18 protein-coding genes are annotated in these 19069 nt (G+C 40.3%); 14 read left to right on the top strand and 4 right to left on the bottom strand.

All coding sequences use genetic code 11. The annotated features are described in order from the left end of the window. Positions 1 to 71 precede the first annotated feature (71 nt). The 4 genes from CVD27_RS09680 to CVD27_RS09665 all read left to right on the top strand — a co-directional run bounded on the left by CVD27_RS09680 (position 72) and on the right by CVD27_RS09665 (position 4302). Entirely contained in the window at positions 72 to 818 is a 747-nt protein-coding gene (locus CVD27_RS09680; protein WP_101647693.1) for a sulfite exporter TauE/SafE family protein, read from the top strand. Between the two features lie 160 nt (positions 819 to 978). After that, positions 979 to 1884, top strand: a complete 906-nt coding sequence (locus tag CVD27_RS09675; protein WP_101647692.1) for a Gfo/Idh/MocA family protein — start codon at positions 979 to 981, stop codon at positions 1882 to 1884. 267 nt (positions 1885 to 2151) lie between these two features. Then, the gene (nagE, locus tag CVD27_RS09670; RefSeq protein ID WP_101647691.1) at positions 2152 to 3597 is read left to right on the top strand and encodes an N-acetylglucosamine-specific PTS transporter subunit IIBC; all 1446 of its coding nucleotides are present in this window, start codon (positions 2152 to 2154) and stop codon (positions 3595 to 3597) included. A gap of 93 nt (positions 3598 to 3690) precedes the next feature. Next, positions 3691 to 4302 (top strand): class I SAM-dependent methyltransferase, encoded by a 612-nt coding sequence (locus CVD27_RS09665; RefSeq protein WP_101647690.1) that lies wholly within the window; start codon positions 3691 to 3693, stop codon positions 4300 to 4302. A 33-nt stretch (positions 4303 to 4335) separates the two neighbouring features. Here CVD27_RS09665 and CVD27_RS09660 read toward each other — a convergent pair whose 3' ends face one another. Further along, positions 4336 to 4914 (bottom strand): hypothetical protein, encoded by a 579-nt coding sequence (locus CVD27_RS09660; RefSeq protein ID WP_101647689.1) that lies wholly within the window; start codon positions 4912 to 4914, stop codon positions 4336 to 4338. A gap of 251 nt (positions 4915 to 5165) precedes the next feature. On the opposite strand from CVD27_RS09660, the gene CVD27_RS09655 reads away from it, so the two are divergent. From CVD27_RS09655 to CVD27_RS09630, 7 genes are all read left to right on the top strand, one after another. Next, complete coding sequence (locus CVD27_RS09655) at positions 5166 to 7298, top strand: sensor histidine kinase (RefSeq protein ID WP_257984314.1); 2133 nt, start codon at positions 5166 to 5168, stop codon at positions 7296 to 7298. Further along, the gene (locus tag CVD27_RS09650) at positions 7276 to 7932 is read left to right on the top strand and encodes a response regulator transcription factor (protein WP_257984313.1); all 657 of its coding nucleotides are present in this window, start codon (positions 7276 to 7278) and stop codon (positions 7930 to 7932) included. The genes CVD27_RS09655 and CVD27_RS09650 overlap by 23 nt, the downstream gene beginning before the upstream one ends. 103 nt (positions 7933 to 8035) lie before the next feature. Next, positions 8036 to 8680, top strand: coding sequence for a LytTR family DNA-binding domain-containing protein (locus tag CVD27_RS09645; RefSeq protein WP_101647687.1), 645 nt, complete (start codon positions 8036 to 8038; stop codon positions 8678 to 8680). Between the two features lie 131 nt (positions 8681 to 8811). Next, positions 8812 to 10326, top strand: a complete 1515-nt coding sequence (locus CVD27_RS09640; protein WP_101647686.1) for an acetyl-CoA hydrolase/transferase family protein — start codon at positions 8812 to 8814, stop codon at positions 10324 to 10326. Positions 10327 to 10381: 55 nt separating this feature from the next. Continuing rightward, on the top strand, positions 10382 to 10519 hold the full coding sequence (locus tag CVD27_RS28010; RefSeq protein WP_180960215.1) for a hypothetical protein: 138 nt from the start codon (positions 10382 to 10384) through the stop codon (positions 10517 to 10519). A 193-nt stretch (positions 10520 to 10712) separates the two neighbouring features. Beyond that, the gene (locus CVD27_RS09635) at positions 10713 to 12059 is read left to right on the top strand and encodes an arsenic transporter (protein ID WP_101647685.1); all 1347 of its coding nucleotides are present in this window, start codon (positions 10713 to 10715) and stop codon (positions 12057 to 12059) included. Between the two features lie 411 nt (positions 12060 to 12470). Then, positions 12471 to 13481 carry a DUF418 domain-containing protein gene (locus tag CVD27_RS09630; protein ID WP_101647684.1) on the top strand — a complete coding sequence of 337 codons (1011 nt, stop codon included), beginning with the start codon at positions 12471 to 12473 and terminating at the stop codon, positions 13479 to 13481. 89 nt (positions 13482 to 13570) lie between these two features. On the opposite strand, the gene CVD27_RS09625 is transcribed toward CVD27_RS09630, so the two are convergent. Continuing rightward, on the bottom strand, positions 13571 to 14053 hold the full coding sequence (locus tag CVD27_RS09625) for a hypothetical protein (RefSeq protein ID WP_101647683.1): 483 nt from the start codon (positions 14051 to 14053) through the stop codon (positions 13571 to 13573). A gap of 174 nt (positions 14054 to 14227) precedes the next feature. Between CVD27_RS09625 and CVD27_RS09620 the strand changes: the two genes are divergently transcribed. Further along, positions 14228 to 15688, top strand: coding sequence for a PAS domain-containing sensor histidine kinase (locus tag CVD27_RS09620; RefSeq protein ID WP_101647682.1), 1461 nt, complete (start codon positions 14228 to 14230; stop codon positions 15686 to 15688). Positions 15689 to 15724: 36 nt separating this feature from the next. On the opposite strand, the gene CVD27_RS09615 is transcribed toward CVD27_RS09620, so the two are convergent. Continuing rightward, positions 15725 to 16261 (bottom strand): ribonuclease H-like YkuK family protein, encoded by a 537-nt coding sequence (locus tag CVD27_RS09615; protein ID WP_101647681.1) that lies wholly within the window; start codon positions 16259 to 16261, stop codon positions 15725 to 15727. A gap of 304 nt (positions 16262 to 16565) precedes the next feature. Between CVD27_RS09615 and CVD27_RS28005 the strand changes: the two genes are divergently transcribed. Both CVD27_RS28005 and CVD27_RS09610 read left to right on the top strand, forming a co-directional pair. After that, positions 16566 to 16724 (top strand): hypothetical protein, encoded by a 159-nt coding sequence (locus CVD27_RS28005; protein WP_180960214.1) that lies wholly within the window; start codon positions 16566 to 16568, stop codon positions 16722 to 16724. A 119-nt stretch (positions 16725 to 16843) separates the two neighbouring features. After that, positions 16844 to 17434 (top strand): biotin transporter BioY, encoded by a 591-nt coding sequence (locus tag CVD27_RS09610; protein WP_180960213.1) that lies wholly within the window; start codon positions 16844 to 16846, stop codon positions 17432 to 17434. A 164-nt stretch (positions 17435 to 17598) separates the two neighbouring features. Here CVD27_RS09610 and CVD27_RS09605 read toward each other — a convergent pair whose 3' ends face one another. Beyond that, the gene (locus CVD27_RS09605; protein ID WP_101647679.1) at positions 17599 to 18846 is read right to left on the bottom strand and encodes a GGDEF domain-containing protein; all 1248 of its coding nucleotides are present in this window, start codon (positions 18844 to 18846) and stop codon (positions 17599 to 17601) included. Positions 18847 to 19069 lie beyond the last annotated feature (223 nt).

Here is a 19069-nt window from a genome sequence, read left to right as displayed (position 1 = left end):
AAACAAAAGTTCTTCTGCTTTTTTCAATGGACTGGAATGAAAGACTTGCTAGATAAATAGGGGATACTAAAATGAGTTTATTTCATCTAAACGTTTCAGAGTGGATTTGGATTATCGTGGCAGCTGTTTTGATCGGTTTTTCCAAAACAGGAATTAGTGCTTTTTCTATGCCGGTCATTCCAATTATTGCCTTAATATTCGGCGGAAAAGATTCGACCGGAATGATCTTACCATTATTAATTATCGGGGATATTTTTGCGATTTATTATTATAATCGCCATGCTGACTGGAAGGACATTAAAGCTTTATTGCCATGGGTTGCTGCTGGTTTATTATTAGGGCTTGTCGTCGGTGAGTATACGAATGATGCCCAATTTAAAATGATCATCTCTATTTGTGTCATTTTATGCTTAATCATTTTAATTTATATGGAGAAAAAAGGGGACGGAGCTAAAGTCCCCAAGGGTAAATGGTTTTATGCCTTAACAGGAATTCTTAGCGGTTTTGCCTCAATGATCGGTAATGCTGCGGGACCAATCTTCAGTGTTTTTTTATTAGCAAAAGGCTTTAAGAAAGATAAATTTTTAGGCACAACCGCTTGGTTCTTCTTCCTTGTCAATATTTCGAAGGTACCTATGCAGGCTTTGGTCTGGCATAATATTCATTTAAAAACGCTGTTGTTTAGCCTAATGATGATTCCGGCGATTGCTGTAGGTGCCGTTCTTGGAGCATTTTTAATCAAGCGAATAAATGAAAAGCCATTTCGGATTATTATTTTAGTGGTTACTGCTTTATCTGCGATAAGATTATTAATCTAATAAAAAACAGGACTAAGAGCATCCTTAGTCCTTTTTTTATTAGATAAAAACTTAGCCTTTAAAAAAATATATCGTGTCGCTGCCGCTAGGTCCTTTGTTCTTCCGATGTGGAAATTGATATACTTAAAGTTACAAATGAACTTTTTAGGAGAGAGATATAGTGGGGAAATTTGGTGTAATCGGACTTGGAGATATTGCTCAAAAGGCATATCTTCCGGTCTACAGCAGATTGAAGGATCATGAGTTTCACTTATTTACACGCAACCAAGAAAAGCTTAGGACGATTGGAAGTCAATACCGTTTTGATCATCTTCACTTTACAGTAGAATCCCTAATCAACAGCGGGATTACGGGGGCGTTTGTTCATTCCTCGACTGCTTCACATGAGAAAATAGTCGAGCAATTGCTTCGTAACAAAATCCATGTGTTTGTCGATAAGCCAATCACGGACCATTATGAAAGTGCTAAAGGGCTGGTAGCATTAGCTGAACAGATGGGCGTCATCTTAATGACAGGGTTCAATCGAAGATATGCGCCCTCCTATCAGCAGCTAAAGGAAGTGGCTGACCCAAATATGGTCATTGTTCAGAAGCATCGAAATTCATTACCGGGTGAACCACGGACCTTCATTTATGATGATTTTATTCATGTAGTCGATACGATGAGATTTTTATTTCCGAACCCTATTGAAGATGTGATTGTCAGCGGGAAGATGGTGGAGGATAGCCTTTACCATGTCGTTGTCCAGTTTATTTCCAGTGGGGCTGCAGCTATTGGAATCATGAATAGAGACAACGGAACAAATGAAGAAATTGCTGAGGTGATGGGACCTCATGAGAAACGCAGTGTTTACAATGTTTCTAAATTAGTTATTTCAAAAGGAATGGAAACTACAGAAGTACGGGGCAGTGACTGGGATTCTACCCTTAAAAAACGAGGTTTCGAGCAAATGGTCACTGATTTTGTAAATGCTGTTGCGACGAACTCACAGCCAAGGATATCAGCTTCAGATGCACTAAAAACCCATGAAATTTGCGAAAAGATTCTTTCTAAGCTGGGAATTTAGTGCTTCGTTTAGGCATGAAGGCATAATGAAAGGCCGTTAAGGCTCTTTTATTGTACCTCCATGCCTTTTTATTTTGACTCATATTCTAATAACAGTAATAGGAGTTAGGACTAGACAGTAAACTAGTAATGGATAAGGTCTTTAAGGGGGTGGTACGAAAAAATACAGCAGCTATCTTACTAGTTTTATAGAAATTATTTATACGTCGTTTATTTTTTTCAAAGATAGCTGCAGCCGTTTAAGAAAAACATAATAGGGGGTTAGAACATGAAGAAATACCTGCAAAGATTAGGGAGTTCGTTGATGTTACCGGTAGCGGTCTTGCCGGCAGCTGCGATACTAATGGGTATCGGATATTGGATTGACCCAGCCGGCTGGGGGGCAGACAGTCCGCTGGCAGCCTTTTTAATTAAGGCTGGAGGCTCCATTATTGATAATATTCCGATTTTGTTTGCTGTTGGTGTGGCTTTAGGGATGTCAAAAGAAAGAGACGGTTCAGCTGCAATAAGTGGACTTGTTGCTTTCCTCGTCGTTACCACACTGCTTTCAACGGGTACGGTTGCTTTGCTGGAAGGAATTGACCCTGCTAAGGTTGATCCTTCTTTTGAGAAAATTAAAAATGCCTTTGTTGGTATCATTTCTGGTATTGTGGCTTCGGTCATATACAATCGATATAGTCACGTCAAATTACCTGATGCTTTTGCTTTCTTCAGCGGCAAAAGGCTGGTACCTATCCTGACAGCGGTTTCCATGCTGGTGGTATCCGGGGTATTGTTCTTTGTATGGCCAGTTATTTATACTGCATTAGTTTCTTTTGGTAAAGCCATTAGTGATTTAGGAGCGTTTGGTGCCGGACTTTACGGCTTCTTTAACAGGCTTTTAATTCCAACCGGTTTACACCATGCGTTAAACTCCGTGTTTTGGTTCGATGTGGCTGGAATCAGCGATATTACGAACTTCTGGGCGAGCAAGGGGGTAAAGGGCGTAACGGGAATGTACCAAGCGGGCTTCTTCCCAATTATGATGTTTGGGCTGCCGGCAGCTGCTTTAGCTATGGTTCATACCTCTAAAACAAAAAAGAGAAAGCAAGTCGCGTCTTTAATGTTAGCAGCAGGTTTTGCCTCCTTCTTTACAGGTGTGACGGAACCAATTGAATTTGCCTTTATGTTTTTAGCACCTGCGCTCTATCTTGTGCATGCCATTTTAACGGGCCTTTCACTGGCGATTGCGGCAGCGTTCCACTGGACGGCGGGATTTGGGTTTAGTGCCGGTCTTGTTGACTATGTGCTAAGTTTTAAAATTCCCATTGCTAATCAGCCATATATGTTAATTGTTCAAGGTTTAGTTTTTGCGGTTATTTACTACTTTTTATTCCGTTATATAATTGTTAAATTTAATTTAATGACTCCTGGACGCGAAGAAGACGAAGAGGAGGCAGTGGCAGAGACAACGGCAGGAGAGAGCAAATTTGCTTTAATGGCAGCTGCCATTTATGAAGGGTTGGGCGGAGATGACAATGTCGTTTCAGTGGATAACTGTGTTACCCGCTTACGATTAGAAGTGAAGGATATGGGTAAAGTCGATCAGAAGAAAATCAAATCGACCGGTGTACCAGGAATTAACATCGTTGGTCCGCAAAGTATCCAAGTTATAATTGGAACGAATGTTCAATTTGTCGCAGATGAGGTTCATAAGCTGCGCAAAGGTAAATAAAAAGGGAAGCCGCTTAGATTGATTTTAAATTTAGGCGGTTTTTTTAGGTCCTCTTTGCTAAAATAAATGGAAATAAGGTTATAGGAGTCAGCAATGAAAGAATATTACTTTGATAAATTATTTAATATTAAGACCCGGGGCGAGCAGCAGGGATTTAATAAGTCTCTGCATTATCATCGTTATGAACCTACTCCTTACAGCGCCCTTCAGGAATTATTCCGTCATTATCAAATACATAACGATGATTTTATTGTGGACTTTGGATCTGGGAAGGGCAGGCTGAATTTTTATCTTCACTATTTTTATGATGTAGCAGTTGTAGGGGTAGAGATGAATGAAGATCTTTATCACGAGGCGTTGTTAAACCAAAAGCGTTATGTGAAAAAGAATGGAAAGGGTAAGATCCAATTTCTTTGCTGCCTGGCAGAGGAGTATGGCATCAATAGTTATGATAATCGCTTTTATTTTTTTAATCCGTTCTCGATCCAGGTGTTTCGCAGGGTAGTGAACAATATTCAGCGCTCCTTGGAAGAGACACCAAGAGAAGTCGAGCTGGTTTTATATTATCCGTCTGAGGATTATATTTATTTTTTAGAGCAGGATACAGCCTTTGAATTGAAGATGGAGGTGGTCGTGCCATATGTTTATGAGCATAATCCTAATGAACGGTTTTTAATTTATCGTTTAACAGTGCCTAATAAATAAAAAAGCCCCATCACTAGGAAAGGGGCTAATCGTTTATTCATTGATGACCGCATTGGATTTTTTGGATTTGATTGTTACAGAAGGGTTGACGTATTTTTCGGTAAAGATGGTGTAACCCATCGCTGCATATGTTAATCCCCAGAAGAAGGCGAAGTAGTCACCTAAGAATGGAATCCCTAATGAAAGCAGCATGAGCGCAAAAATGGCAATATACCAGCGTGGAAAAAGGTTCGCACGGTAGGTGACAATCATAAGGATTAATGTCCCTAGAAGTAAACCTGGATAGGCAAGAGATTCTATCATATTCACGAAGGTGCCTGGCTTTGGTAATTCCCCATAGGCAAAAAATCCATAAAAACCGCCGGCTAAAATAATATTACCAACCGCGAGCAATAGGGCTGCAATCAATCCAAAAACTCCTGCTTTTTTTGCTTGTGCTAAAAAGAGGTTGATCGAGCTAATCCCCATTAGGATACTGGCGGCCAATGCGAAGGCAAGTTCCTGTTTGCTGTCTGATCCAAAAATGAGCCCTGCAGGGGTCATCCCCATTCTAGCGATACCTGCCAATATACAAATCAATCCAAGCCACTTAACTGTTTTTTCTACTGTCATTCTTTCCATCTCCCTAAAGTTTTGTTGTTGTTTACAAACTAATCGTAACAAAAGGATATTCCTTGTTACGAGAGCACCCTATACCTAGAGAGAGCGGGAACTTTTATGAGGAAAATCGGGAACAATTTGTAGAAAAAAAGATTGTATACATAGTAAGAATGACCTTGTTATAATTTTCCTATAAATAGGGTTTGTGGAGGTTGAGATTATTGGATAGGGCTCCAAATCGAAGTAGATTGTTTGTACAAGTAATGGCGTCCTTACTTTGCGTCATGATGATAGTTTTTTATATTAATAATATTCCCAGTTATTATGAAACACTTCGCACGGATTGTACGCTCAAACCTTGCAGCACACTGGCTCCTGCCCCGCCAACAACATTAGAGGCTTTAAGTGTCTATCATTTAACCCCGGATACCTACTCACTATGGTTTGTCATCATTGAATGTACATTTTCTTTTCTTTTTTATATGGCCGCTTTTCTTATTTTTTTTAAAAGTAAGCGAGATTTGCTGGGATTTTTGGCGATGGTTGCTCTCGTAGCTTACGGAACAACGTTTACTTCGCTGGTTTATATTGGGTCAAAAGATAGTCCTTTATTGGCACGAATTCCTGAGGCTATTGCTGCTGTAGGGAGGATGACGTTTTTTCTATTCTTGCTCCTCTTTCCAAAAGGGCGGTTTGTGCCGCGCTGGACATTGCTTGTGTTTATCCCTTTTTGTATGGTTCAACTAGTTAGTTTTCTTTTTCCTGAGACATCCTATGATTTACTGAATTGGTCAAATACAGGCAGGCTCCTTTACTATTTACCGATGATTGGCATGACTATTTTTTCACAAGTATATCGATATCGAAAGGTGTCAAGTTCCGTTGAAAAACAGCAAACGAAATGGGTGGTCTATGGGGCAGTCATTTCTCTTTTGGGTTCAGTAATTGTTAGCGGCTTTTTTGTATATCCAGTGTTTGCTGATAGCCCAGTTTCTTATATTTATTTAAGTGCCTTGCTATATGCGATCGTTGCTATTATTCCGTTAACCCTGGCGTTAGCCATTTTAAGGCACAGGTTATGGGATATTGATCCGCTGGTGAACCGGACGATTCTTTATGGGACTTTAACGTTAACGATCGTTTTACTTTACGCGGGAATGGTGATGTATCTTGGCAGTTTATTCAAGACGAAGGACAATTTTATTATTTCATTGTTTTCAACCGGGGTTGTAGCGGTTCTTTTTTCGCCGATAAAAGAAAGGCTTCAGCAGATTGTGAATCGTCTGATGAAAGGGAGGCATGATGACCCGTATGCAGTCTTAAAAGAATTAGGCGATCATTTGGTCCAGCCATTATCACCGGAAGAAGCCTTGCAAGAGGTGGCAGGGACGATAAGAAGAGCATTGCGGCTTCCATATGTAGGGATATTTATAAGGGTTAATGATGAAGAAAAAAAGGCTGCTGTTGCGGGAAAACCAGAGGTAGTTTTTGATATTCATTCTTTTCCCATTATTCACGGCGGAGAGGAGCTAGGAGCGATGATGGTCTCGAGCCGCTCTCGCGATGAAGCTTTTTCTCAAGAGGATTTGCGGCTGATGGATGTGTTACTGAGGCAGACCGGAGTCATTTTACAAAATATAAAAATAACTTTGGGGATGCAGCTTTTAGCCAAAGATTTGCAAGAGTCGAGGGAGAAGCTCGTGCTTGCTCGCGAAGAGGAACGGCTGCAAATCCGAAGGAACCTTCATGATGAACTCGCTCCAAGACTTCTGTCATTATCCTTTAATGCAGCAGCTGCAGAGCAGTATGTGAATAAACAACCAGATAAGGCTGTGAAGCTGTTGGGGGAGCTGCGCGGTGTGATTCGGACGACGGTAAATGAAATTCGAACGATGGTTCATGATTTACGGCCGCCGACGCTAGATGAATTTGGACTGATCGGAGCGATTGAAGCGAGGATTAATGAGATACGAAAAACAGTAGGGACAAACAGCTCGCATGGGGATGAGGCGGCTGTGTTAAAGGTGTCTTTGGAAGCACCTGCTAAGCTTCCGATTTTGCCTGCAGCCGTAGAAGTGGCAGGCTATCGGATCATAACAGAGGCCCTGGTAAATGTTGTTAAACATGCAGAGGCAACCGAGTGTGTGGTCAGAATTTCTGTCCTTTCTAAATCCGAATTGGAGATTGAGGTAAGTGACAATGGAGTTGGCTTGCCCTTATTGTTGAGGCCGTCAATCAATGGAGGCATCGGTTTGAAGTCCATTCGTGAACGAACCGCTGAACTTGGAGGGCAATGTTTTTTTGATAAATCAGAGATAGGCGGAACGAGGGTAAGGGCGGTTTTACCTTTTTTACAGGGGGAGGATAAATTGAATGAAAGTAGTATTAATCGATGATCATCCTTTATTTCGAAGTGGGGTTCGTAATCTGATACAGACGACAGACGATTTAGAAGTCATTGGGGAGGGTGCTTCAGGCGAGGCGGCAGTAGAGCTGGCGCTAAAGCTTCAGCCTGATGTGATTGTGATGGATATTCGTATGCCAGGGCTAAACGGGATTGAAGCGACTCGGGTTATTCGCGAAAAGCAGCCTGAAATGAAAATATTAATTGTTACGATGTTAAAGAATGATAAATCGGTTTTTACGGCCATGCAAATGGGGGCACGGGGCTATGTGTTAAAGGATGCGGGGGAAATGGAACTGCTTCATTCCATTCGTATGGTTGGAAATGGCGGAGCGGTCTTTAGCTCAGATATTGCCGCTAGGATGATGAATTACTTTACTATGCCCCAGAAAAAGGATCTCGTACCTGCTCTTCGGGAGCTTACTAGCCGGGAGATGGAGGTGTTAGAGCTGATTGCGGAAGGATATACAAATACACAAATTGGAGCCCGTCTGCAGCTAAGCCCCAAAACGGTCGCCAACCATATTTCCAATATCCTTAACAAACTGCAAGTCACAGACAGGCACCAAGCAAAAAAACTCTATAAAGAATCCCAAAACCCCTTAATCGCAGAAGACGAAGAATAATGGCTGAAATGCACCAGAATAAAGGAAAACAAATAAAAGAGTGGTAAAATAGTAGAAACGGTGCCTGTCACCATTTACAATCTCACCAAGGGAGTTATAGGGTATGGAGAGTATTACGGTTGTTTCTCTTTTAGATGTGATTAGTGAGTTGTTTTCGGAGGAGATTTCAATTGCGGTATCTAATACTAGGGAATATATTTATTATCGGCCGAGTAAGCGGATTGATTTGAAGATTAGGGCTGGTGATCCATTGAAGGAGGGGACAATTGCTTATAAGGCAATTCATTCAAAGCAAAAGATTTCTGAATTTATTAATCGTGATTTATTTGGGGTGCCTTACCATGGAATGGCCGTACCTTTCTTTCATGAAAGCAGGCTAGAAGGCTGTGTGACGGCAATATTCCCTGCTTTAACGAGCGGAAAGCTAGTCGTGACAATTAAAACAGAGGATGGATGGATACCTGTTCCTTTCTCTCAAGTGATCTATATTGAAGCCAAGGATAAAAAAACATTTGTAATCACTAAAGAACTTAGCGGTACACATAAATATTCACTGCAGGAGTTTGAGTTTCATTTGCCAAAGGATTATTTTATTCGTTGTCATCGCTCGTTTATTGTCAATGTCAATCATATCAAGGAGATTTTTCCTGATAGTCACTCCACCTTCATCCTGTCGATGGATAATGGTGACCAAGTTCCTGTGAGCCAATCCTATTCAAGTTATTTTCGAAGATTGCTAGGTTTTTAAGTATTTTCTGTTTGAGAACGTAATAATGCTGTTTTATCTGAATTTTCCGTAATATATCCTTGAAATCTCACTTTCAACACCTCTATCGGTTACAATGATTTCAAGATTTTGCTGGGGGAGTGGGATGTAGCATGGAAAATAAAATGGAACGGATTCGTGATAAGCGTTTGTTCGATCGTATCGTAACACCGGAAGAAGCAGCTTCATGGATACAAGACGGGATGACTTTGGGTTTAAGCGGCTTTACACGTGCTGGTGATGTGAAAGCGGTACCATTCGCTTTGGTCAAACGGGCTGAGACAGAAAAATTTAAGGTAAATGTGTATACGGGTGCCTCCTTGGGTTCTGATGTTGATAAGTTGTTTGCGGAGGCCGGGATTCTTGGGAAAAGACTGCCCTTCCAGGCCGATGCGACAATGAGGAGTAAAATAAATAAGGGAGAAATGTTGTTTGTAGATCAGCACCTATCACATACAGCAGAGTTAGTTAGAGCGGGTGTAATGGAGTCTGTCGATTATGCTATTTTGGAAGCGTTCTCTGTGACGGAGGATGGGCTGGTGATTCCAACCACCTCAGTGGGAAATTCACTTTCCTTTGCTTTAAATGCTAAATCGATCATTATTGAAATTAATTTGGCTCATCAAGTGAATCTTGAAGGCTTACATGATTTATATGATCCTGGAAAGCAAGGCGAGCGCGGTCCGATTCCTTTATCAAAAGTTGGCGACCGAATTGGAACAATCGGTATCCCTGTGGATATTGAAAAGGTGAAAGGGATTGTTTTTACAAACCAGCTAGATTCTCCTTCCACGATTGTTCCGCCAGATGAGGATACAGTCATTATGGCGAATCATTTGATAGAGTTCTTGCGGACGGAAGTGAGAGCAGGGAGGCTGACGGAAAGGCTTGCCCCGCTGCAATCTGGAATTGGATCAGTGGCCAATGCCGTCTTGCACGGCTTGCTGGATTCAGAGTTTACTGACTTGGAAGTTTATTCAGAGGTATTGCAGGATGCGGTGTTTGACTTAATCGATGCAGGCAAGGTGAATTTTGCCTCATGCTGTTCCATTACGCTTTCCGATGGAAAAATGAAAGAGGTTTACGGAAACTTTGATAAGTATCGCGGCCGGTTAATGATGAGGCCGCAGGAGATTTCGAATCATCCCGAAATCATTCGCCGTCTCGGGTTACTTTCGATTAATACTGCTTTAGAATTGGACATCTATGGGAATGTGAACTCTACCCATGTTTTAGGGACAAAAATGATGAATGGGATTGGCGGATCAGGGGATTTCGCTCGTAACGCCCGGTTAGCTGTTTTTGTAACGAAATCAATAGCAAAGGGTGGGGAGATTTCAAGTATTGTTCCGTTTGTTTCCCATGTCGATCATACCGAGCATGATGTGGATGTGATTGTGACCGAGCAGGGATATGCTGATTTACGCGGGCTGGCACCAAGAGAGCGCGCGGAAATAATTATAGAACAATGCGCCCATCCTATGTACCGCGAACAGCTGAGGGAATATTATCAAGAAGCACTAAAAAGAGGAGGACAAACTCCTCATGTTTTAGAAAAAGCGTTATCCTGGCATACAAACTTTGCCGCGAACGGCACGATGAAATTACCAGTAGGACAAACTGTATAGTATAGAGACAAAACCTGATTATCCTACAGAGCAATGGATGATAATCAGGTTTTTTATGGTGGAAGTGTATTTAGCTTTTTTAACAGCTTGTCCGTTAAATAAAGTAAAAACAGTGCTAAGAGAAGTAAGGGTGACAGGCACCACGGATGGACAATTGTCCATCCGTGGTGCCTGTCACCCTTTTAATATCTAGATTACTGTGGATTTATCCTAGAAAAGGGTACAAACCTAGAGCCTGTCTATATTGGTTACATATAAATGAAGTACAGGCATACAGAGAGATAAATGGAAGGGAGGGACAAGTGCGGACAATCCTTAGGGAGGAGGCAGGTCCATCTCATGATACATCATGAATCACTAGCAAGAATGAAAGGGGATAGACCTAAATGGTATGGATGACCATCCTATCTTTTGTGGTTACATTAATATTTATTCTTTGGCGACCCAGGGGTGTTAATGAAGCTATTCCGGCAACCATTGGGGCAATGTTTGTTTTATTAAGCGGCAGTGTTTCACTGAAAGACCTCGGATTAATTACCGAAACCATTAGCGGTGCTGCTATCACCATTATCGCGACCATCGTTATGGCAATCGTTTTAGAAAGCTTCGGTTTTTTTAACTGGGTTGCCGAAAAGCTGGCCGCAAAGGCTAAAGGCTCCGGTATTCGATTATTTTGGTACGTTAATCTATTATGCTTTTTGATGACATTGTTTTTTAATAATGATGGAAGTATCTTAATTACTACGCCGATTTTGGTGATGCTGCTTAATAATATGGGATTAAAAAACCATCAGAAGATCCCTTATTTATTATCCGGGGGGCTAGTGGCAACAGCATCAAGTGCTCCGATTGGGGTAAGCAATATCGTGAACCTCATCGCCTTAAAAATAGTGCATATGAGTTTATATTTGCATACAGCTATGATGTTTGTACCGGCAACTCTTGGTCTTCTGTTCTTAGTATTCCTTTTGTACCTGCGCTTTAAAAAAGTCTTGCCAAAAACGGTTCCGACCAAGGTAACTGGCTTATCACGTCCATCCTATCATCCACTAAAGCCTGGGCCTGAGTATTCTTCAGAAAAACAAAGGTCAAGATTCATGAGAAATGTCCTGTTGTTTGTATTTGGAGTACGAATTAGTCTTTTCGTCGCCTCTTATATTGGAATTCCAGTCTCGGTTATGGCTGTCATTGGATCGCTGATCCTCTTGGCGTGGAGATGGGCGTATTTAAAAATTCCGCCGCTGGATATGATCAAAAAGACGCCGTGGTACATTCTGGTTTTTGCATTTAGTATGTACGTCATCATATATGGGCTGAACAATATTGGTCTAACGGATTGGTTAATCGGATTCATGCGGCCGATGGTGTCCGGAAGTTTACTGCATGCAAGTGTGACGATGGGGACACTACTATCCGTTTTATCTAATATCTTTAATAATCATCCGGCCCTAATGGTTGGAACACTTACGTTAACACATATGGGACTTGATATGCTTACCTTGAAGGTCGCCTATTTGGCAAATGTAATTGGAAGTGATATGGGATCCCTGCTGCTGCCGATGGGAACCCTTGCCACATTGATGTGGATGCATATTATACGAAAGGGTAAGGTTAAATTTTCTTGGTGGGAATACGTAAAGGTTACGGCCGTGGTTATACCGCCAGCAACCTTATTTACGTTAGTAGTCTTGTATTATTGGGTTTCAGGTTTGTTCGGAGGAGCACTTCAATAAGATGGAGAATTTAAAGAATTCTAAATGAGCTATTAGTCTTTAGGAGAGGAAAAAGAGCAGATGATATACTTGGTTAGAAAAAAAAATAATCCATGCTTGTTTGGCAGACAAAGGATGGATTAACTCGCTCGTATTTGCACATACTAGCCGTGGTAATTTGGGACCACGGTCTTTTTTCATTTCATCTCGATAAAACATCAGTATATAAATAAAATATGAATCTCATTATTACTATGTTCATTATCTTAAGAAAAATATCAAGATTACTTTTGGTGACAGGCACCATTAATAATTCAGTGAGGTTATTTTCCTTCTGATTAGAGGGGGAAATGTTAAAATAGAGGAGGAGGGTAAGTGTCCGCTTGGATGGGGAATTATTTTAATGTGAAAGAAAATGATTAGGAGTTTGCGATGAGTGCAATAGGAGAAAATGAACGGATTGATGTGTTGGACTACTTGCGGGGGTTTGCTTTGCTGGGGATTATTTTGGTTAATATTGGACCGTTGTTGTCTGCTAAACTTCCGGCTGCAGGTACAGGCGATGCTTTTTATTGGAAGTTGTTGTATCTATTTGTAGAAGGCCGTTTTTATACGATTTTCACTTTCTTGTTTGGAGTCGGCTTTTATCTTTTTATTTCCCGCGCTAATGCTCGAGGAAAAAGTGGACAAAGATTGTTTGTACGGCGAATAATCGTGTTATTCCTTTTTGGGTTAGTCCATGTGCAGTTTCATCCGGGAGAAGCATTAACGATTTATGCCATCGCAGGACTAATTCTTCTGCCATTTTACAAGATAAACAGAACGGTCAATCTCGTGTTTGGAGTCGTCATGCTAGTAGTATTAGCCCTATTTGCGGCTAAAATCTTCTTGGTTATTCCTTTAATGTTGCTTGGGATTACCGCAGGCCAATATCAAATGTTTGAAAGAATTTCATATCACATAAAAGCAATAGCTGTTTTCACCGTAATCATGTTGATTCTAACCATAGCGGGTCTATTTTTCCAATATCAATCGAGCTACAGTGCCGAAGTTGTCTCCAATTCCGTTCAGATGCAGCAATTTATAAGCATTGGCATCACTATTGGCCCTGTCGTCTCCGCATTTTATATATGCTGCCTTGTGCTTCTGTTACAGACATCATTTTTCCGAAAACTATTATCGCCTTTAAAAAGTTATGGCAGGATGGCTTTTACGAATTATCTGTTTCAAACGGCCTTTATCATTCTGGCTGGAAACGTACTAGGGTTCCAAAATCAGATTAACTATCTTGAAACCTTGTACGTATGCTTAGCAATTTTGGTCATCCAATTAATGTTTAGCACAATTTGGCTCCGCTATTATAAGTTTGGTCCATTAGAGTGGATTTGGAGGGCGCTAACCTATTTAGAATTTCCGCCGATGCGAAAAAGAACCTTGCCTTAGCCAGATGGTTTCGGGCCCTTGACATTCAGGCTAAAAACCTTGAGCCAGCCCTCACCATACAGATGGAAGACTGGCTCTTTCTTTTCGATTTATTCTTTAATTTTCACATCATGTTCTTTGGCCAATTTGTTCAGCTTACTCTTATAATCACGGATATGCTTCCTAGCATCTGCCAGCAGCCCATTGGCCTTCTGAACCAGTGCTGGGTCTTGGTCTTCCAGGGCCTGTTTTATCGTCACAAATGCTTTAAATTGAATGTCAGCCCCCTCTATATAAATCTCGTGAATTTGCCTTAACTCTTCTGTTTCTATTTTGACTGAATCAAGTTCTTTAATAAACTCATTATAATTTGGAATGACTTCTTTCGTTAACGCCTCATACATGGTCTGGTCGTCCGTGTAATTCGCACCAGCAACCCCTTCATAAGCAGAGACCGCCGCTGCTTCTAATTTTCCCGCCTGTTTCATTTCCTTGTTCACATAATTCAGCAGATCATCCTGTACAGGGTCGTTAAAGCAGCCTGATAAAAGCAGGAATAACGGAAAAACAATGGCTAGTAATCTTTTTTTCACTCGATCACCTCCTATTTCTCAATTTATGAGAGGCTGGAAGTCCAATATGTTTGGGGATGAAAAAATGATCATGCTGCCGCGGTGCCTGACACCAATAGAAAAATTTTCTCTTTTCTTTAGGACAAAGTTCTGTGAAAATGGAGTTTAAGAGATTATGTGTTTGGAGAGATATGTATGGCTAAAAGTTTCCCTATATTTGGCGAACTGATTAAATCAGATGCCATTAATCCTGATGAATTAATCGACTTATTTCTTAATGGTACCGCCGATGGCATTTGTATCGTGAACATGGAAAATTGTTTCATCCGAGTGAATGAAATGTATACGAAAATTTTTGGCTATACAGAAGAAGAGCTGACAGGAAGAAAATTTAATGAAATGAATAAGTCAGCTTTAGTAGAGGAAGTCTTTAAGGCAGTCAAACAAGGGGAGTTTTTCCACGATCTTGTGACTCATTGTTATCATAAAGATGGAAGCAGACTCGATATAGCGGTATCTTTTTCTCCTCTCCGAAACACCGCTGGGGAAATTATTGCTATTATTGGCACCTATCGCGATATTACCAAACATTTAAATATAGAACGTGATTTAAAGAGAACTCGTGAGTTATATCGGTTGATAACAGATAATACAACTGATATGATCAAGCTTTATTCTAAGGATAAAGAGGTTATCTATGCTTCCCCGTCACATAAAAAAGGGGTAGGAATCGGCCCTGAGGAACTAATTGGTCAGGATGTTTACAGTATCATTATGCCAGAGGACAGAGAGCCTTTTGATCAAGTCTACGAAGCTCTTATAAATACAGGAGAACCGCAGCTATTTCAGGCTAAAATGAGAACTAGTGATAACGGGTTTATCGATGTGGAGACGACCATTTCGCCAGTTTATAATGAAAAAGGAGAATTTGAATCCTTTGTTACAGTGGGCCGGGATATTAGTGATCGAATTAAAAATGATGATGCTCTTCGAAATCTGGACCGTCTATCCATCATAGGACAATTAGCTGCCGGGGTAGCTCATGAAATTCGAAATCCATTGACCTCATTAAAAGGGTTTTCCAAGCTTTTAAAAAGTACAAGGGATATACAGAAGCAAGAAGATTATTTGTCGATTATCATGAATGAACTGGACCGAATTGATATGATTGTAAATGAATTTATGTCTCTGGCGAAACCGCAGGCGATTCAGTTTGAGAGGGAGAGTCTACACGACATTCTTGAAAGTACGGTCAATATCCTGCACCCGCAAGCGCTATTACATAATGTGGAAATTATTAATTGTTTTAAAACGGATGATATCCATTTACTTGGCAGCCGGCATCAGTTGAAACAGGTCTTTGTTAATTTTTTGAAGAATGCCATCGAGTCTATGCCTCATGGTGGTCAGGTTCATATTCATGTAGAAAAAATGGCAGATAATCGGGTTTTGATTTGCTTTACGGATGAAGGAATTGGGATCGATAATCAACTTATGGGCTATTTGGGTACGCCATTCTATACGACTAAGGACAAGGGAATTGGCCTTGGTTTAACGGTCAGTAATAAAATCATCCAAGAGCATAACGGCACGATGAAAATTGAAAGTGAACTTGGAAATGGCACGACGATTACAGTGGAATTAGTGTATGTATAAAAAAGCGTCAGGTACCATAGAGTTGGTATCTGACGCTTATTTTGTGTAACGGTTGGCATAGCTTGAGGCGACAAAGGCATCTGGTTTTATTTTAGGCTCTACCCCCATCGACTCCATTCGTGACACCATCTCTTTAACAAATTCTCTTGTCTTATTTCGTTGACCGGCGCCGATATCAATATGCCCCTCCATAGTAAAGGTTGCCCCTTCGTAAATATACGGGAGGACAATCGCGATAAGCTGATTTTTTCGTTCCTCGGTAAACATGGCGACAATTTCTTCAGTTAACGATAATTCTAGTGAAATCCTTTCATGCAATTGTGTCATCTTCCTTGGGACAATGAACTTTCTGATACAGGCCCACACACCATTCCCTTCATTTTGAATGACAATTCCCGTGATAAAAACCGTTTGAGATTTATGAACCTGTGAATCTGTTCCAACCATCAAACGATAGTGTCCTTTAGGATTTAGGTTCATAAAAGTAACGATCCGCTCAAAAACCTGTTCGAACGAAAGTCCTTTCTCCTGCAGATTTTTAAATGAATGGTGGTACGCTGAATAGTTATTCATATAGAAACACCACATCTTTCCCTTCATTAAAAAGTTTAGACTGCCTCTTATTTCTATTTTATGGCAGAAGAACAATTATCGTGTGGACACCCTCGGTAATTCAATCTAATTAATATGTATGTAGTGTTTAAGAAAAATAGACAAGAAGAGGCGGGAGGTCTTGTTTAAGAGAAGCTGAACCTTTGAATAGGCTTGAAAATCTTAAGCAAAAAAAATTTATCTTAAAACCATTATTTGCCTAACAATCTTTGTGCCAGTCCATCATTAGATAAAGAAAGAAGATTAATAGATAAGGATGATGAGAATGGCAAAAAGAAACAGAGGAAAGACAATCAGCAACCTGCCTTCAAATGGACGAGGGACATGCCCATTATGTGCAAGAACGGGGATCAAGCTGCTATATTCACATAAAACTGAAACGGGCCAAACCATTAAAGTCTGCAAAAATTGCCGTAAAAAATAACTTAGTTCTATGTGAAACTTATGTTGTAATGTTAACTAATAAAATTTTATAGTTGACAATAGGTGCCCTTACCATTTATTTTAAAAATAAGATAAATTATAAGGGCAGGGGAAATAATTATGAGAAAATTAAGGGCATTAGATTTAACTATGGCAGCTATGTTTATAGCACTAATGGCCATAGGGGCAAACATTTCTACTATTGCGCCTTTTTTACATGTGGGCGGAGTACCGATAACATTGCAAACCTTTTTTGCTATTTTAGCAGGAGCCATACTAGGCAGTCGTTTAGGAGCCATCGCTATGATTGGTTATATGTTAGTGGGCATCGTTGGGGTTCCCGTTTTTGCTGACTTTACTGGCGGGCTTTCGATCATCATCAAACCTACATTTGGCTTTATTCTTTCTTATATACTTACAGCATTTATCATCGGAAAAATGGTGGAGCGAAATAAAAGTCTGTCCATGTTCATCATTGCTGCGTTAATCGGGATGGCGGTGAACTATCTTTTCGGAACCAACTGGATGTATTTTGCATACAAACTATTGGGATCAGCACCGGATGGCTTCTCTTACAAAATGGCATGGTTATGGATGATAGCTCCGCTTCCAAAGGACATTATCTTATCCGTCCTTGCAGCCATCATGGCACATCGCCTAGAAAAAACCGTCCTATCCAAAGGACAATTCAAACAAATCAAACACTCCTAACAGTCTTACGGTGCCTGTCACCATTAATCACATTGTCAACGTGAAAAAGCGGCTCAACCGGTAGGTTGAGCCGCTGCTTTTTTGTGGTCTAGGAAATTATAGATTTACAACTTGTGGATAACATTTTACAGGTTTAGAAACGTCCAGCTCCAGAGCTTTTGTTCTTAGATAAGTATTGTGTTTAAGAGGCCGTTGGTTGCACTGACACGGTTTCTTCCTTGATGTTTGGATTGGAACATAAGCTGGTCAGCCAAGATATAAGCCTTTTCCATTGGCATTTGTTCATGTACAGTGTAGAAGTAGAGACCGAACGAGGCGGTGTAAGAAATAGCAATCTCCACCTCTTGAAACTCCATATTTACGACACTGTTTTGAACGCCTTTTCCTATTTCATTAACAAGGGACACTGTATCCTCGAAACTCCTGTTCCTGAGACAGAGTGTAAATTCTTCCCCGCCGCTTCTAAATAAGTAATCTTCTGCCGTAAGATAGCCTTTAAGAGTGGAGGCAAAGTGCTGAATGACCTTATCCCCCACTGCGTGATTATAACTATCATTGATTGATTTAAATTTATCAATATCACATACGACAATTCCAACATTCTCGCCCGTTTGATTCAGTTCGCTCATCTTTTTATCCATAAACGTACGATTGTACACTCCGGTTAAAAAATCAGTATAGGCCATTTGCTCAAACCTATCCCGCTCAAGCTTCGTTTGAATACTTTGCGATTTCGAAGAAAAGGAGCGGCTGACAATATAGTTGAGTAGAAAGACGCTGAATAACATCTCCCATTTGCCTTCACGAAGGAAAATAAGCAGCAAACCGTTGGTGATGGCAACCTTTGCAAAATCAAGCGTGCTTATGCTTCTAAAAATAAAATCGAATCCTTCTTTAAAAGATTTCAATTCTCCCAATAGGACAAAAACAATCACCATGAAGGTCCCTGAAAGATAAGATGACAGACAAACTAAAATAAATAACAAAACCCAATAGCCAAACGGAAAGGCTTGAAATGTTTCCTGAAAGTGTTGAAATAATACATATGCAATTGAGTTGGTAATGACAAAACAGCCAATATTATAAATAGTATCGGAAAATTCGCTTGGATCAGCTGTTTTTGTCCATTTACGATAAATATAGACCGTAAGACGGTAAATCGTTTCGAAAATAAATAAACCGAGAGGCCCGGCAAATAGGACCAATGATAAATCATAGGTAATCCCATAATCAATATTTATACTTCCATTTTTGTAAAAAACCCTTAGATGAAAATACAGACAGGAGAAGAGCCAGAATATAAAAAGCACCTTATAGAAGCTTGTCCGATCAACCAATAGTCCGGATGAGCTAAAAGCTATCACCAAGGCAATCAGGAAAAGCAAACTGTCATATAACCTTCCTTTTAGCATGGTAAAGATGTCCCTTCGTGAAAAAATAAACTAAGGAGCTATTTTTTACATACAAAAATTTTCAGATCGATATCTTTATTTTACAAAATTTTCACGCATATAACGACCTATTTTTTACAATATACTGACATTACTAAATTTTAAAACATTATACCTCTTACAAGTACCTCTTTCACCTGGAAAAATAAAGTCAAAATATTCCCATAACCAGTAAAATTTATCT

It is taken from the genome of Neobacillus cucumis (assembly GCF_002860255.1).
GTDB classification, from domain to species: domain Bacteria; phylum Bacillota; class Bacilli; order Bacillales; family Cytobacillaceae; genus Neobacillus; species Neobacillus cucumis_A.
This window is presented reverse-complemented; position numbering and strand designations above follow the sequence as displayed.